Origin of the sequence: Aeromonas sp. ZOR0002 (assembly GCF_963866995.1) — a bacterium.
Taxonomy (GTDB): domain Bacteria; phylum Pseudomonadota; class Gammaproteobacteria; order Enterobacterales; family Aeromonadaceae; genus Aeromonas; species Aeromonas caviae.
In genome coordinates, this window is sequence record NZ_CAWMFQ010000175.1 from 42,818 (window position 1) to 58,502 (window position 15,685).

Below are 15,685 nucleotides of genomic sequence, written 5' to 3' on the forward strand. Positions count from 1 at the left end.
CCGGCATCCCAACCCAGTTGCACATGGCTCACCAGTTTCCACTGATCAGCGGTGCGGCTCGGGTCGTTGCCCTGGGTCCAATACTTGGCCTGCCACACCAGTTGCTTGTGGCTCACCTTGTCATTGGTGTTGTAGACGGTACCAGCACTCCAGGCCGGGTGGTTGGCCGCATCCGGATCGCTGGCCTCGCAGCCACCACCTGTACTGGCCGGCTTGACGGTCAGGCGGGTAACGGCTGTGGCATCCAGCGCCCCGTCGGTGACCACCAGGGTCAGATCGTAGGCCGTGTCACTGGTCACGTTCGAGCCCGTGACCACCAGGGTCGCGCTGTCCAGACCGGTGGCGCTAAGACCGGCCGGCACTGTCCACTGATAGCTCAGGGCATCACCATTGGGGTCGGAAGCGGTGGCCTTGATGCTCACCTGCTTGCCGGCCTCGACGGTCGCACTGGCCGGTACGCTGACCACGGGGGGCAGGTTCGGCTGCGGCGCCTTGTTGGTGACCACCACCTGATCCTTGGCCGAGAGCCCCTGATCGTCGGTCACGGTCAGCTCGAACACCAGATTGATGTCGCTGCTGACGGCATCCAGTACCACACGGGCCTTGGCCTGGGTGGCATCCAGCAGGCTGGCCTGGGGTCCGGAGACCTGTTTCCAGCTGTAGGCCAGCGCCCCGTTTTCCGGATCATGAGAGGCGCTGCCGTTGAGGGTCACCTCGGCCGGGCCGGTGGCACTCAGATCGCTGCCGGCATTGGCAACCGGCGGCTTGTTGACCGGCGGCAGCGTTCCCTCGCCGTGGCCCAGCCCCTCGTGCATGGCGTTGAGGATGTCGCCGTTGTCCGCATCAATTTCCCAGGCGAACAGACCGCCGAGCTGGTTCGCCAGCACGTACTGCCCCTTGGCCTTGACCGAGCGGTCGTTGTCGAAGGTGATGAGGTCGCCACTGCTGGCCTTGAAGACATAGGGGGCCTCGGCCGACTCGTCATAGCCCTGCTCCCAGCCTGCGCCCATGCGGTTGTTGACGATGTCGCGGTAATCCACCACGCCATTTTCCCAGGTACCGCTCACCGGTCCGGTAGCGGTGCCGGTGAAGGGGTTGCCGGCCTGGTAGTTCTTCACTCCGGTCCAGCCACGGCCATACATGGCCGCCCCTACCACAATCTTGCCCGGTGTCACCCCCTGACCCAGCAGCGCCTTGACGCCCTTGTCGGTAGTGTACTTGGTGGCCGGATCCCAGCTGGAGGCAAAGAGGTTGGTCTGGTGGGCCAGATTCGTCAGGTCGAAGGCGCCGCTGAAGTCGTAGCTCATCAGGAAGATGTGGTCCATGTACTGCTGGGCCGCCTGATAATCCACCTTGGCAATCTTGTCACCGCCGGCGCTGATGGCCGAGGTCAGCTCATACTGGCGGCCGGTCTCGGCTTCCAGTTCATCGAGCATGGCTCGCAACTCCTTCATCAGCACCACATAGGTAGCGCCGTCATTCGGGCCGCCCAGGCTGGGGTTGGCCCCCTGTCCGCCCGGGAACTCCCAGTCGATGTCCACGCCGTCGAAGAATTTCCAGGTCTGCAGGAACTCTTTGACCGAGGCGACGAAGGTATCGCGCTTGGTCTTGTCACCCAGGAAATAGAAGGGATCGGAGAGGGTCCATCCGCCGACAGACGGCAGGATTTTGAGGTCCGGGTGGGCCTGTTTGAGGGCCATCAGGTTGCCGAAGTTGCCCTTGTAGGGCTCATCCCAGGCGCTGAGGTTGCCCTGAGACATCTGGATCGCCGCCCAGGGATCATGGATGGAGACCTTGAAGTCTTCGCGGCCCGCACAGGAGCGCTGCAACGCCTCGAAGCTGCCTGAGATCTCTTTGAGGCTGTCGTTGATGCCGTTGCCACCGCAGATGGGGGTGAAGCCGTAGAGGATATGGGTCAGGTTCTGGGCCGGGATCTTGTCCACGGTGAACTTGCGACCATAGACCCCCCACTCCACGTAGTAGGCCCCCACCACCTTTCCGGACTTGTTGGCGTAGGGCTTGTTGTTCTCCTTGAGGGGCGCATTGAGCGGCGCCAGGTGGCTGCCGTCGGTATCGGCGACCATCAGCTCCTTCTTGTCGGAGAGGGTGCAGCCATCGGCGTTGCACAGGGCCACCTGCATCTGGTAACGCCCCCCCTTGGTGACCTTGAAGTTGGCGGTGCCCGCGGCGGAGGCCGGGCCTGACCACACCTCCTTGCCGTCGAGCAGTACCTTGGCGGTCTGTCCGACGTCACCGGACCAGAGGTTCCAGGTCACGCTGACGGGAGCGCCATCCTTGTGGACGGTCACCAGCTGGTTGTAGGCCGAAGCAGCCTGATTGACTTCAACGATGGCAAACTTGGTGGGGCCGGAGCCAATGGTGGGTTTGCCCGGGGCAGCGGCGAAGGCGGAGGTAGTGCAAAGCCCCCCGACCAGAAGCGCCAGCAGGGAAAGTTTTGGACTTAACATATTTGAACTTCCTTATTTCGTTATTGGAATTAACAACGAAAAAGGCAACGCAACCTGCCAGGTAACGCAGACAACATCGCCACCATGGCTTGGCCCATGGACGATACAACCTGTGGTGGCCCCGCTATCCTAGGTACGCAGACCCTTAGACCGGAAGCTTTGCGTCCCGGACTTTCATCCGGTTTGCCTTTTTGCACAACTTGATTTGCGACAAAAATAATCGCCGAATGACTATAGAGGAGAGTCGCTCGGCCGCCACCTGCCAAAAGTGACACCCAACAAGACTCAATTATCACCAAACTCGGTAAATGGCGACGAAAGAGGCGCCATCATCGCCGATCATGGCGCCTGGATGGCATCAAAAAAATGTTCAGCCAATGCTGGATTCTGTGAGACCAGTCACTGAACCGGCATCAGCAGGCTGTTCATCAGGGCGCGCAGCTTGAGAGGTTTGACCGGTTTGCTCACGTAGCCAAAGCCGTGCTCACGGATCTGTGCCTGCAACTCGCTCTTGCGATCCGCACTGATGATGATGCCGCCGATACCGTTGCCGTGGGCCAGCCTGATCATGTGCAGCGCCTGCAACCCGGTCTTGCCGTCATCCAGGTGATAATCCGATAGCACCAGCGCAGGCAGGAAGCCGCCGCCGATGATCTCTTCCGCCTGCTCCAGGCTCTGGGCACAGCGCACCTCGCAGCCCCAGCGTCCCAGCAGCGAGGCCATGGCGATGAGGATATCCTCCTCGTTGTCGATGCAGAGGATCCTGACCCCTTCCAGCTGACTGTCTCGCAGGGCCGGGGTCGTCACCTGGCTGGGGATGACGGGCCGGGTCGCGAGGTTCAGGGTGATGGCAAAGACGGACCCCGCTCCGGGCCAGCTGCGCAGGGAGAGCTGATGACCCAGCACCAGCGAGATGCCGCGGGCGATGGCGAGCCCGAGGCCAAGCCCCTGCTCCCTGGCGGTGCGGGAGTGATCGAGGCGGGAAAACTCGTCGAAGATCGCCTCCTGCTTGCCCTCCGGGATGCCGGGGCCGTTGTCCCACACCTCGATGCGCACCTTCTCCCCCATGCGGCGACAGCCAAGCAGCACCCGACCGCCGGGGTTGTAGCGAAATGCGTTGGTGAGGAAGTTCTGCAACACCCGCCGCAGCAAGCGCACATCGCTGTAGACCGCAAGGCGGCTCTCCACCACGGAGAACTGGATCCCACCGGCCTGGGCCAGCACGCCGAATTCCGCCTTGAGATTGTCCAGCACATCGCTCAGGGCGAAATCGAGCTTCTTCGCCTTGAACTTGCCCGCCTCGAGGCGCGAGATGTCCAGCAGATCCGTGATGAGATCCTCGGTCGCCCCCAGGGCGTCGTCGATGTGGCGAGCGATACGGGCCGGTTCGTCCTCCGGGGGCAGCATCTCCAGCAAGGAGGAGGTAAAGAGCTTGGCCGCGTTCAGCGGCTGGGTCAGGTCGTGGCTCACCGCCGCCAGGAATCGGCTCTTGGACTGGTTGGCCCGCTCCACCTGCTGGTTTACCAGCAGCAGTTGGCGGTTGAGTTCGGAGAGCTCGTGGGTGCGCTCGGCCACCCGCGCCTCCAGGTGCTCGTTCGCTTCCCGCAGCACCCGCTCCGCCGCCCTGAACGGGGTGATGTCGGTGAAGGTCATGACAAAGCCCCCCGCTGGCATGGGGTTGCCCTGCATCTCGATGACCCGGCCATCGGGACGCTCCCGCGCCGAGACATGGGGGCTACCACGCTTCATGAAGGCAACCCGCCGCGCCACCTGGGCCTCGATGTCTCCCTGGCCGCACAACCCCTGTCCGGCGTTGTAGCGGATGATCTCCTCGATGGAACGGCCCACCTGAATGAGACCGGGGGGATAGGAGAACAGCTCGATGTAGCGTCGGTTCCAGGCCACCAGCCTGAGCTCCCTGTCCACCACGGAGATCCCCTGGCCCATGTGTTCGATTGCCCCCTGCAACAGGCCGCGGTTGAAGCGGAACATGTCGGAGGCCTCGTCCACTATGGTGGCGATCTCCTCGAGCTGCATGTTGCGTCCCTGCAGGGCGGAGGCTAGCACCAGGCGGGCGGACGAGGTACCGAATACCCCGGCCAGCAGTCGCTCCGTGTGGGCGATGAGCTCGGCGGAGGCCTGCATCTGTGGCGCCAGGGTGCCTCCCCGCTCGCCGGCGAAGCGGCCGAAGGCCCGCTTGACGCGGCTGGAACCGACGAAGCGGGCCGCCAGCATCTCCAGCTCCTTCACCGAGACCCGCGCATGATAGAGCGCCGAGGTATCCCGGCTCGTCTTGCCGACGAAGTTGGCTGCCTGCAGCCGCTCGCTCACCGCCGCCCGTGACAGCAGGGAGCCCGCCACATAGCCGGCGAGGTTGAGCAGAAGACTCAGGAAGAGGCACCAGGCCCCCAGGCTCAGATCCCGCACCGCCGGCCAGTCTGGGGGCGCCAGCAGGGCTTCGAGAGGGGAGCCAGCCAGCAGTCCGCTCTCCGCCAGCAGGGTCACGAACCAGAGGCTGACCCCGAGGGAGAGTCCGAGATAGACGCCCTTGCGATTGCCATGACGCCAGTACAGGCCGAGCAGCAGGGCTGGCGCGAACTGCGCCACGGCCCCGAACGAAAGATAACCGATGCGTGACAGACTGGTGAGATCCCCGAGCCAGAGATAGAGCGCCCAGGCCGCCAGCAAAATCAGCAAGATGGCGCCCCGACGCACCTGCAGCAGCAACCGCATCAGGCGTTCGTCCCGCCCCTGTTGCCAGACCCGGCGCAGCAGGACCGGCAACACCAGATCGTTGCTCACCATGATGGCCAGGGCGATGGTGCAGACGATCACCATGCCGGTGGCCGCCGAGGTGCCGCCGAGAAATGCCAGCATCGCCATGCCGTCGAATCCGAGGGACATGGGGAGGCTTATCACATAGGTGTCCGAGGCCATGTCTGCCCCGACCCACTGCTTGCCTGCCAGCGCCAGCGGCCAGATGAAGAGCCCCATCAGGAAGAGATAGAGGGGGAAGATCCAGCGGGCCCAGTGCAGATCCTGTCCCTGGTTGTTCTCCACCACGGTCACGTGAAACTGGCGCGGCAGGCAGATGACGGCGCACATGGCGATCAGGGTGTAGATGGCGAGCTCCAGCAGACTGCCCGGCGTCACCGCCACCACCGCATCGAGGAAGTCGCCCGCCACCAGGGTACGCGCCTCGCTCGGTCTGGCGATGATGAGCCAGAGCGCAAAGCCCCCCACCGCCATGAAGGCGAGCAGCTTGACCACGGACTCGAAGGCGATGGCCACCACCATGCCCCTGTGGTGCTCGGTGGCATCCAGGTTGCGGGTGCCGAACAGAATGCTGAACAGGGCCAGCAGCAGGGTGACCCCCAGCGCCAGCTCCGCCATGTTGCTGGTGGGACTGACCCCCGTGCTGTTGGCCATCAGCAGATCGAGCCCGGTGACGATCGCCTTGAGCTGTAGCACCAGATAGGGAAGTATCCCCATGACGGCGATGAGGCTGATCACCATGGCCAGGCGCTGGGACTTGCCATAACGGGCGGCAATGAAATCGGCGATGGAGGTGATGTGCTCGCGCTTGGCCACCAGGATGAGGCGGGCCAGCAGGCGCCAGCCAAACAGAAACACCAGCATGGGGCCCAGGTAGATGGGCACCGGCGACCAGGGGGATTCGCTGGCCTGGCCCACGGTGCCGAAGAAGGTCCAGGAGGTGCAATAGACCGCCAGCGACAGGCTGTAGAGCAGAGGCTGCCCCTTGGGGCGACGGCGCTTGTTCTTGTCCGCCACATAGGCGATGAGGAACAGCAAGCCCAGATAGGCGAGCGACAACCCGATCAGCAGCCATCCTTGGTGCATCTCTCTACTTCCCTTGTCCAGATAAGTCGGAGGCCTGCCGCGCCAGAGACCGGCAGACCTGTGTCATCGGCCCTGTTCAGGGCTCTCTTCACGCAGCCGCAACACGAAGACCGGCAGCACTACCAGCACCATGATAAAGAAGATGCCGCCTCCCAGCGGCTCGAACAGCACGCCGCAGATCGCCATCAGGGCCGCCACCGTCATGCCAAGGCCCAGGGCCGCATAGAGCGCCTGGGTGGGGATCTGCTGCTCCGCGGGCAACTGGCGGGTCATGAAGCGGATGGCGCCGAGGTGACTGACGCAGAAGGTGACCCCGTGCAGCAGCTGGCCAAGCACCAGCACCGCCAGGTCGGTAGAACTGCCGAGCAGCACCCAGCGCACCACGCAGCCAAGGGCCCCTACCAGAAACAGGGTCTGGGCGCCGAAGCGCTGGAGGAAGCGCTTGTCCGCGGCGAACATGGCGATCTCCGCCACTACTCCCAGAGCCCAGAGATACCCGATCAGGGTGCCGCTGTAGCCGGCGCTCTTCCAGTAGATGGCGCTGAAACCGTAGTAGGCCGCGTGGCTCCCCTGCAGCAGGGCGGTGATGAGCAGGAAGCTGCGCACCGGGGCCGACCTGAGCGTGACGAGCAGCGAGGCCTTGGCCCGCTCCCCTTGCAGCTCCTGGGGGGCGGGTCGCAGCGGCAGCAGGCTGAGCCCCAGCATGATCAGCAACCCGGCCACCATGGTGTGCAGCACCCAGTCGCTGCCAAAGTTGCCCACCAGGGCCCCCACCAGGGTGGAGGCGACGATAAAAGCAAAGGAGCCGCACAGCCGCACCTTGCCGTAGTCCAGGTGGGTCTGCACCACCATACGGGTGGCAAGCGCCTCTCCCATGGGCATCAGGGTCGGGTAGATGAAGTTGGCCGCCAGGGTCAGCACCACCAGCCACCAGAGGCTGTGGCCCAGATAGAAACCGAGGAAGGCCAGCAGACTCAGCAGACAGAGCAGCCGGGTGACGGGCAGCAACTGGCCGGCCCCCTTGACTCGCCCCATCACCATCAGGTTGCCGGCAAAGCGGATGGCCATGCCCACCCCCAGCAACAGCCCTATCTGTTCAGTACTCACCCCGATGCCTTCCAGCCAGAGCGACCAGAACGGCAGGTAGGCGCCATAAACGAAGTAGAAGGCGCCAAAAAACAGGGCTAACCAGGAGAACGCGGGCATAGAGGCTCGGGCTGCATGACAAGGGGCACAAATGATAACCGATTTCGGGGCGGGGATCCCCAGGCGGCATGACAGATAAAAACCATAAATATCAATAAAGTTGAACCTTTGTCACATCCCCCTGTCTATTGGGTAACACCGCTTCCTGATGAGTGTTGCAATCCTTCCACCCGCCCCTGGCGGGTTTCTTTTTTGCAGACGCCGACCTTCATGACAAAAGGGGCCCGAGGGCCCCTTTTCCTTCATGCTGGTCGACGACCATCAGAACACGTACTTGACCCGTGCACTGAGGTTGCGGCCAGGCTCGGTCTGCTTGCTGGTATCTGCGGTGGCGGCAAGGCCGGTGATGCTCTCGTAGCTCACGTACTCCTTGTCAAACAGGTTGAACACCCCCACATTGAGCTGCAGGTCCTGCACCGGCTTGAACTGGGCATAGAGATCCACCACGCCCCAGCCTGCGCTCTTGATGTTGTCGTTGCCTCGCGCATCCTTGCCCACCTTGTCCATGTCGTCGGCAAAGCGCAATGCGGTGTTGATGTTCCAGTTCGGCTGCTCCAGACGCACCCCGACGCTGCCGTTCAGGGGGCTCAGGCTGTTGATGTAGTTGCCCTCGCCATCCTTGCCCTCGATGTAGGCCAGGTTGCCCCAGACGTTGACCAGCTCGTTCAACCAGTAGTCCGCCTTGGCCTCGGCCCCCTTGGTGGTCGCCTTGTCCAGGTTCTGGTACTGATAGAGGGCGGTACGGCCTTCGGTGCCCACGGCCGTCAGCTCGATGAAGTCGTCGAACTTGTTGTAGAAGGTGGCCACTTCATAGCTGAACCCGCCACGGCTGCCGCGCACCCCCAGATCGATGCCGTCGCTGCTCTCTGGCTTGAGGTTCGGGTTGGGCTCGATGCGATAGCCATACGCCTGGTGGTTCAGGGTGGAGAAGGCGTTGTCATACATGGGCGCCTTGAAGCCGTGGCTGTACTGGGCGAACAGGTTCGCCGCCTCGTGCGCCTTGAATACCAGCCCCAGCTTGGGAGAGAACTCCCCTTCGGAGATCTTCTTCATGTTCTCGCCCGTGTAGGCGGGATCCTCGTCCGGGGTCATCTTGTAGTAGTCGTAACGCACGCCCGGGGTCAGCACCCAACGCTCGCCGAACTTGATCTCGTCAAAGGCCCAGAGCGCACTGCGCTCGCTGGTGGTGGAGGGGAAGCTCAGCTCGTTGTAGCCGACGAAGTCACCCGGAACAGTCGGCCCCTTGAAGCGGGTGCGCTCGTTGTCGGTGTGCTCGTATTCCAGGCCCCAGGCCAGACGCTGGCTGGCGAGCGCCTTGTTGAACTTCACCTGGGCGCCCAGGCTCTCCTGCTCGAAACCGTTGTGATCCAGGGAGTTCTTGGTCACATAGGGGTTGCCCGGCATGACCGGATACTTGGACGAAGCGTACTGATCCAGGGTCTGCTTGGCGCGGCTGTAGTAGATCTTGCTGTCCACGCGATCCGCCCAGGGAGCGTTCAGGGCGAGGCCATGATCCAGTACCAGGGAGAGGTTGTCGGTCTCCTTGTCGGTAATGGGCTGGTTGAAGACGGAGCCCGCCTTGGTCAGATCGATGGCATCCGGATCCTGCCCCTCGGTGAAGTAATCCACCGTCAGTTTCAGGAACTGATCATCGGAGAGATTCCACTTGCTCTTGAACAGCACGGCCTGGCTGACGATGTCGAACTCGTTCTTGTCGCCGTCATAATTCTGGGTGACACCGCCATCGCGCCATGTGTAGCGCAGCAGGTTCTCGACTTCCCCGGTGCGCAGCGCCCCCGTGATGCCGGCCATTCTCTGGTGGCTGCTGGAGGCATAACCCGTGGTCGCATCCAGATAGCTGTCGCGGCCCTTGAGGAAGTCGCCAGCATCCTTGGTGGTGATGGCAATGACGCCTCCCAGAGCATCGGAACCGTAAGCGGCGGAGGCCGGCCCTTTGGCCACTTCCACCTGCTTGATCATGTCGGTGTCGAAGTAGGTCTGACCCACGCCGCCATTCTTGTAGGCATCGTTCTGGCGCACACCGTCCTGCACCACCTTGACCCGGTTTTCGCTCATGCCGCGAATGGTGAAGGTCTGGGCATCTCCTGCTCCTCCCTGCACGCTCACCCCGGGCTCATAGCGGAACAGATCGGCGACGTTGCTGACGACCTGCTCTTCAATCTGCTCCGAGGTAATGACGGCGATGGGACCGGAAACATCTTCCAGCTTCTGTTCCATCCGTGAGCCGCTGACGACCATGACTTCATCGGCTTTCTTGTCTGCGGCGAAAGCGGGGGAGATCAGCCCGGCCGCCACGGCGAGGGCTATCAGAGAGGGGGTGTTGTTGTGCGCCACTGCAAAGTCCTTATTGAGAATTATTATCAAGCGGAAGGCATATTACCCCGCCAGAGACAAAGATCAATAATAAAGTGAATCATTCTCATTTCACTTTGTCATCATTCCCCCTTACACTGGCGCCACTTTTTGCTCGCCATGCCGCCATCCCATGGTGCAGCCTTTTCCCATCCCCCTGTTTCTTGAGTGAGTAACCATGATCCGACGACTCCCCCTGCTCGCCCTGCCCCTGCTGCTGGCCGCCTGCGCCACCACGCCGCAGAACACCCCACCCGAGACCCTCTATCACGCACGGCTCGATACGGCCCAGGGGCAGGCGTTGACCTTCGAGCAGGCGGTGGCGCGGGTGGCGGATGCCGACATCGTGCTGGTGGGGGAGCTTCACACACACCCGGCCATCCATCTGTTGCAGGCCCGTCTGCTGGCAGGGCTTGACGAGATATCACAAGCCGATGGCCGGGCCCTGGTGCTCTCCATGGAGCAGTTCAGCCGCGCCGAACAGCCGGTGCTGGATGCCTACCTGGCCGGACGCATCGGCGAATCGGCCCTCATTCGAGATGGCCATGCCTGGCCCAACTACCAGAGTGATTACCGCCCCCTGGTGGAGTTCGCCAAGGCGCAACACCTGCCAGTGATCGCCGCCAATGCCCCCAAACCCCTGGTGAGCTGCGTCGGTCAGGAGGGACAGGCCTGGCTCGACAAACTGCCAGCCAATCGCCGCAGCCAGCTTGCCCGCGAGCTGACTCTGGGGGATGACGGCTACCGCCAGAAGTTCATGGCTTCCATGCACCATGGGGATGCGGACGGCAACGCCCGTCGCTTCGCCGCCCAGACCAGCTGGGACGACACCATGGCCGAAAGCATGGTGGATTATCTGGGCAAGCATCCCGGCAGGCGCATCATGCATATCGCCGGCAACTTCCACGTTGAAGGGGGGCTCGGGATCGCCAGTCGCATCGCCAGCCGCAATCCGGCACTCAAGGTGGCACTCATCGTGCCGCAAACCGGTGACGAGACAGCTCCCGGGAGAGACGCAGACGTCAGGGTCCACATCGCTCCCCTGCCGGAACGCTGGCTAAATGCAAAGGAAATGAAGCAAGATATGGGCGCACTGCATCAATCCCGAAGCCGTGACTGCAGCCAATGGTTGCAACCCTCAAAATAGCCCAAGGATTTCATATGGATGTGTTACTCGTCATCGACATGCAACAGGGGTTGTTCGATAACCCCCGCCATCAGGATGCCCAGGTCATCGCCAACATCAATCGTCTGGCCGATCGCGTGCGGGGCCAACACGGACGGGTCATCTATGTGCAACACGACGAACCGGGTTCCGAGCTGGAACCTGGCAGTGCGGGCTGGCAACTGCACGCCGATCTGGCCCCGTCTCCCCACGACAGCCGGGTGCGCAAGACTGCCTGTGACAGCTTCCTCGACACCGAGCTCGGCTTCCTGCTGGCAGAGCAGTCGGTAGACAGACTGCTCATCTGCGGCTGTGCCACCGACTTTTGCGTCGATACCACGTTGCGCAGCGCCGCCGCCAGGGGCTTTGACGCCTTTGCGGTGACCGACGCCCATACCACGGCGGACAGGCCGCACCTGAGTGCGGAGCAGATCATCCAGCACCACCACTTCATGTGGCGGCATCTGAGCCTGCCTCAAGGCAGAAGCGTGACCCTGCTCACGACGGATGAGCTGCTGGCCACCATTCAACCCGAGCGGGCGTGTTAAGCTGCCCGTCCTGATGTGAACACCCGATTGGAGTCTTGTGTGCGTCTACTCTCTGCCGTTGCCCTCACGCTGCTGTTACCGGCGCTCACCGCCTGCTCCGGCTTGCCGGGGGCAGCACCCGATGGCCCGGCCCCCCTGTTCCACACCCATATCAGCGACGACGGGAGCAAGCGCTTCACCTTCGAGGCCGCCCCTCTCGACGTCCTGCCCACCCGGTTACAGGAGGGAGATGACAACCGGCTGAGCCGCCGCGACAAGAGCCTGCTGGAACGCCGGGAAGCCCTGCAGGACGAGCAGCTCACCCAGATGCTGGCCACGCGCAAGTATTGCCGAAGCGGCTATATCGTCCTCAGCCAGACCTCCTGGAAGATCCGCGGGGAATGCAACGAGAGCGCCACCCAGGCCGATCGCGATGCCTTCCCCAACCAGGCAGGCTGGCAGGAGTAACCCGGGACATAACAACAAAACGGGCAGCCCAGGCTGCCCGTTTCTCATCTCGCTAATTGTTCCCTCAAACGGGTTCATCCGCCGGGCTGGTCAGCTCGGCGCCATTGTCGATGCGTTTGTGCCCTTCCACCAGGTGAACGAAGTCCACCAGTTCGTCGCCGGAGACACGGAACGCCTGACCGAATCCCTTGACGAACAGTCCCTGCTCGGGCTTGAGCCTAAACAGCACGAAGTCCTTGAGGTTGGAGAGCCCTTTGACTATCTCGCCGAAGCGCCCTTCCAACGCCGCAACGGCCTTCTCCCAGCGTGCGTCGTCGCGGGCCACCACCTCGGCGACCGCATCGAAGGTCAGACGCTTGCGGGCAAACAGCTCGCGGGCACCGGTTTCGTCCTCAATCAGCATCAGCGATACCTTGGGCACCTGTTGCAGGTTGCGGGCGTGGCGAGCTATCTCGGAGATGAGCACATAGTATCCATCTTCCTGCAGCACGAAGGGGGCATAGCTGGCATTGGGGTTGCCTTCGCCATCCACAGTGGCGAGCTGCAGGGTACGGCAACCGTCGCGGAACTCGCGGATCTCCGGTTGCAGGCGGTTTTGCAGGCGCTCCTGACGTTCACTCATGCTTTCACTTCCTCTTGATACTGACGGCGCAGGGCCATGAAACGCTCCACCTGCTCAGGCAGCAGTTGACGCTGCTCGTCCCGGCCCAGGTAGATCTTGAAAATGCAGCGGCCACTGTGGCCGAAGAACTGGAAGGAGTGCCCCTCCTTGCCCATGAAGAGCTTGCTGACCAGGGCGATGCCCGCCACGTTATCGAGCTTGAGGTGGCCGTGCAGCTCCCCGTCCCGCCCCATCAGGTTGTAGTAGCCGCGCGCGTTCTTGCCCTTGGGGAAGGGAGCCTTCACCTCGAAGATGGAGCCATCGGATTCGACGATGGTGGTCACCTGACCCCAGCTGGCCAGGTTCGCCAGCAGGGCTTCGGCCTCCCCGGCCGGCACTTGCGTCATCAGGGCGGCAGGCAGATGGCGTACCACCTCCCATTCGCTGACGGCCAGCTCGGTGGCGAGGGTGGACGGGTGGGCGCTGGGGTCTTGCTCCAGCAGCGCGTGAATGCGTTGTGCAATGCTCATCGGTTCTCCCTGGATGATCTGGCGATGGTGCTCGGTGTCGCGGCGGATACTGTAATAAAGCGCCCCAAGTAACGCAATTGATAATCGCTTTCATTCTCAGTGCATTTTGATGGGCGACTTGATATTCTCGGCGGCAACCCTATTTCATTCACCCTTCGGAGGTTCGCATGGGCCGTCGTTTTGCCCTCGCATTCAGCCTGCTCGGCTGTGCCCTTTCCCTCTCTTCCCCATCCGTCATGGCGGGGGAGCGTATCGTCAGCATAGGCCCGGCCACCACGGAACTCATCCTGGCGCTGGGGGGCGAGCAGAGCCTGGTCGCCACCGATGTCAGCAGTCCGGAGCCCAGAGGCGTGCCCAAGGTCGGCTATCACCGCGCCCTCGCCGCCGAAGGGATCCTGAGCCTCTCTCCGACCCTGGTGGTCGGCAGCGACGAGATGGGCCCGAACAGCACGCTTGATCAGTTGCGCCGTGCCAACGTCAAGGTCGAGGTCATGGCCACAGCCCCGACGCTGGCCAACCTCAACGAGCGTATCGACACCCTGGCCCATCTCCTGGGTGACCAGGCGGCAGGGAGCAAGCTCAAGGAGGAGATTGCCGCCCAGAGCGACACCCTGGCGGCGCAGGCGAAGCAGAACAAGCCCCTCAAGGTCGCCTTCCTGTTGTTGCACAAGGGTCAGCCCACCAGCATCGCCGGTGGCAACACCACCGCCAGCGCCCTCATCACCCTGGCGGGCGGCGTCAATCCGGTGGCTGGGCTCCACGACTACAAGCCCGTCTCCACCGAATCCCTCATCGAGCTGCAACCTGATCTGGTGCTGGTGAGCGGCCGCGACTGGCAGCAGTATCAGGATCCCGACGCCGTCCTGAGTCAGGTGCCCGCCCTGTCAGTCACCCCGGCAGGCAAGAACAAGGCTATCCACGCCATCGACGGACATGCCCTGCAAGGGGGCCTCAGCCTTCGTTCCTTGCAACAGGCGAACCAGATCGCCCAGTGGATCAAGCAGGGTTCCTGATGCGCCTGCCTCTGCCCTGGCTGCTCGCCCTGACCGGCTGCGCGCTGGCGTTGCTGCTGGTCGGGTCCCTCGCGACCGGCCCCATGTCCCTCTCCCTTGGTGAGAGCCTGCGCGCCCTGTTTGCCGGACCACAGAGCGGGATTGAGGCTCACAAATTATTGATCGTGCAGGAGATCCGTCTGCCACGAACCCTGCTCTGCATCGCCGTGGGGGGCATTCTCGGCCTCTGCGGCGCCGTGATGCAGGGACTGTTTCGCAACCCCCTGGCAGACCCCGGCATCATAGGGGTGTCGGGTGGGGCGGCACTCGGCGCGGCCCTGGCCATCGTGTTGCTCGCCCCGTTGGGCTCGCACCTGCAGAGCCTGCTCGGCCTGGGGTTGCTGCCCCTGCTCGCCTTTCTCGGCGGAGCCCTCACCACCACCCTCGTCTATCTGCTAGGTACCCGGGAGGGGGGCACCTCGGTCACCGTGATGCTGCTGGCCGGGGTGGCCATCACGGCGCTCTCCGGCGCCGTCATCGGACTGCTCACCTATCTCGCCGACGATCAGATGCTGCGCAACCTGAGCCTGTGGCAGATGGGCTCCCTGGCGGCAGGCAAGCCGGTCGATGTGACGCTGGCGCTGCTGACCCTGGCCGCCCTATTGCTGTTGTTCATGCGCGATGCCAATCCCCTCAACGCCCTGCTGCTGGGAGAGGGAGAGGCCCGGCATCTGGGGGTGAACGTGCAGATGCTGAAGCGTCGCCTCATCCTGCTCACCGCTGCCGGTGTCGGCGTGGCGGTGGCGGTGGCCGGCATGATCGGCTTTGTCGGCCTGGTGGTTCCCCATCTGGTACGGCTGCTGGCCGGACCCAACCATGTCCGCCTGTTGCCGCTGTCTGCCCTGCTGGGGGCTGGCCTGCTGCTGGGGGCCGACATGCTGGCACGCACCCTGCTCGCACCGGCCGAGCTGCCCGTCGGCATCATCACCGCCCTGCTGGGGGCCCCCTTCTTCATCTGGCTCTTGGTCAAGAGCCGCCGAACCCTGTAACAGGAGATCGTCACTTTGCCCGGATCCCCCTCCCCCCTGCTCAGTTGCCGGGGCCTTCGCCTCAGTCGCGGCAACCGACTTATCCTGGACAGCCTGGATCTCGACCTGCATGCTGGCAGCCTGACCGCCCTGCTCGGCCCCAACGGGGCGGGCAAAAGCTCACTGCTCAAGTGCCTGACCGGCGAGCTGGAACATGAAGGGGAGATCCACCTGTTCGGCCAGACCCGCAGGGGGTGGGCCGGCAACGCTCTGGCCCACCGGGTCGGTGTGCTGCCGCAAAGCTCCTCCTTGAGCTTCCCCTTCCTGTGCGAAGAGGTGGTGGCCATGGGTCGGCTGCCCCACAGCGAGCCTGCCAGCCGGCGCGACGAAATAGTCCGCGCCGCCATGACCCACGCCGGGGTCGACCATCTGGCGAACCGCCTCTATCCCGGCCTTTCAGGCGGGG

General features: G+C 63.4%; 12 protein-coding genes and 1 riboswitch. Of the genes, 6 read left to right on the forward strand and 6 right to left on the reverse strand.

All coding sequences use genetic code 11. The features are described 5' to 3' along the window. The 4 genes from AACR77_RS10425 to AACR77_RS10440 form a co-directional block, all read right to left on the reverse strand. On the reverse strand, positions 1 to 2,468 hold a 2,468-nt coding region (locus AACR77_RS10425; RefSeq protein ID WP_042881276.1), incomplete at its 3' end, for a glycosyl hydrolase family 18 protein. Between the two features lie 111 nt (positions 2,469 to 2,579). Next, a riboswitch (cyclic di-GMP riboswitch) is annotated at positions 2,580 to 2,666 on the reverse strand. Between the two features lie 201 nt (positions 2,667 to 2,867). Further along, positions 2,868 to 6,329, reverse strand: a complete 3,462-nt coding sequence (locus AACR77_RS10430) for a hybrid sensor histidine kinase/response regulator (protein ID WP_042881278.1) — start codon at positions 6,327 to 6,329, stop codon at positions 2,868 to 2,870. Positions 6,330 to 6,392: 63 nt separating this feature from the next. Continuing rightward, the gene (locus tag AACR77_RS10435; RefSeq protein WP_042881279.1) at positions 6,393 to 7,535 is read right to left on the reverse strand and encodes a 3-phenylpropionate MFS transporter; all 1,143 of its coding nucleotides are present in this window, start codon (positions 7,533 to 7,535) and stop codon (positions 6,393 to 6,395) included. A gap of 261 nt (positions 7,536 to 7,796) precedes the next feature. After that, entirely contained in the window at positions 7,797 to 9,890 is a 2,094-nt protein-coding gene (locus AACR77_RS10440) for a TonB-dependent hemoglobin/transferrin/lactoferrin family receptor (protein WP_042881282.1), read from the reverse strand. A gap of 196 nt (positions 9,891 to 10,086) precedes the next feature. Between AACR77_RS10440 and AACR77_RS10445 the strand changes: the two genes are divergently transcribed. Genes AACR77_RS10445 through AACR77_RS10455 form a run of 3 tightly spaced genes read left to right on the forward strand, consistent with a single transcriptional unit; the run spans position 10,087 to position 12,068 of the window. Further along, the gene (locus AACR77_RS10445; RefSeq protein ID WP_042881284.1) at positions 10,087 to 11,055 is read left to right on the forward strand and encodes a ChaN family lipoprotein; all 969 of its coding nucleotides are present in this window, start codon (positions 10,087 to 10,089) and stop codon (positions 11,053 to 11,055) included. 14 nt (positions 11,056 to 11,069) lie between these two features. Then, the gene (locus AACR77_RS10450; protein WP_039040040.1) at positions 11,070 to 11,621 is read left to right on the forward strand and encodes a cysteine hydrolase family protein; all 552 of its coding nucleotides are present in this window, start codon (positions 11,070 to 11,072) and stop codon (positions 11,619 to 11,621) included. Positions 11,622 to 11,660: 39 nt separating this feature from the next. Continuing rightward, positions 11,661 to 12,068, forward strand: coding sequence for a hypothetical protein (locus AACR77_RS10455; protein ID WP_041211184.1), 408 nt, complete (start codon positions 11,661 to 11,663; stop codon positions 12,066 to 12,068). A gap of 64 nt (positions 12,069 to 12,132) precedes the next feature. Here AACR77_RS10455 and hutZ read toward each other — a convergent pair whose 3' ends face one another. Together hutZ and hutX are read right to left on the reverse strand one after the other, a co-directional pair. Continuing rightward, a complete protein-coding gene (gene hutZ / locus AACR77_RS10460) occupies positions 12,133 to 12,690 on the reverse strand; it encodes a heme utilization protein HutZ (protein WP_010673228.1) in 558 nt (185 codons plus the stop codon). Beyond that, a complete protein-coding gene (gene hutX, locus AACR77_RS10465) occupies positions 12,687 to 13,199 on the reverse strand; it encodes a heme utilization cystosolic carrier protein HutX (protein WP_042881286.1) in 513 nt (170 codons plus the stop codon). The genes hutZ and hutX overlap by 4 nt, the downstream gene beginning before the upstream one ends. Before the next feature lie 167 nt (positions 13,200 to 13,366). Between hutX and AACR77_RS10470 the strand changes: the two genes are divergently transcribed. The 3 genes from AACR77_RS10470 to AACR77_RS10480 form a co-directional block, all read left to right on the forward strand. Next, positions 13,367 to 14,212: a heme/hemin ABC transporter substrate-binding protein gene (locus AACR77_RS10470; RefSeq protein ID WP_042881288.1), complete on the forward strand. Its 846-nt coding sequence runs from the start codon at positions 13,367 to 13,369 to the stop codon at positions 14,210 to 14,212. Beyond that, positions 14,209 to 15,240 (forward strand): FecCD family ABC transporter permease, encoded by a 1,032-nt coding sequence (locus AACR77_RS10475; protein WP_042881318.1) that lies wholly within the window; start codon positions 14,209 to 14,211, stop codon positions 15,238 to 15,240. Before AACR77_RS10470 ends, AACR77_RS10475 begins: the two co-directional genes overlap by 4 nt. 15 nt (positions 15,241 to 15,255) lie before the next feature. After that, positions 15,256 to 15,685: ATP-binding cassette domain-containing protein (locus AACR77_RS10480; RefSeq protein ID WP_042881290.1), on the forward strand; the 430-nt coding region annotated here is incomplete at its 3' end.

What these genes read in the sequence shown, in the direction of transcription:
- AACR77_RS10430 (WP_042881278.1), bottom strand. Translation starts at nt 6,329, where the DNA reads ATGCACCAAGGATGGCTGCTGATCGGGTTGTCGCTCGCCTATCTGGGC.
- AACR77_RS10435 (WP_042881279.1), bottom strand. Translation starts at nt 7,535, where the DNA reads ATGCCCGCGTTCTCCTGGTTAGCCCTGTTTTTTGGCGCCTTCTACTTC.
- AACR77_RS10445 (WP_042881284.1), top strand. Translation starts at nt 10,087, where the DNA reads ATGATCCGACGACTCCCCCTGCTCGCCCTGCCCCTGCTGCTGGCCGCC.
- AACR77_RS10450 (WP_039040040.1), top strand. Translation starts at nt 11,070, where the DNA reads ATGGATGTGTTACTCGTCATCGACATGCAACAGGGGTTGTTCGATAAC.
- hutZ (WP_010673228.1), bottom strand. Translation starts at nt 12,690, where the DNA reads ATGAGTGAACGTCAGGAGCGCCTGCAAAACCGCCTGCAACCGGAGATC.
- hutX (WP_042881286.1), bottom strand. Translation starts at nt 13,199, where the DNA reads ATGAGCATTGCACAACGCATTCACGCGCTGCTGGAGCAAGACCCCAGC.
- AACR77_RS10470 (WP_042881288.1), top strand. Translation starts at nt 13,367, where the DNA reads ATGGGCCGTCGTTTTGCCCTCGCATTCAGCCTGCTCGGCTGTGCCCTT.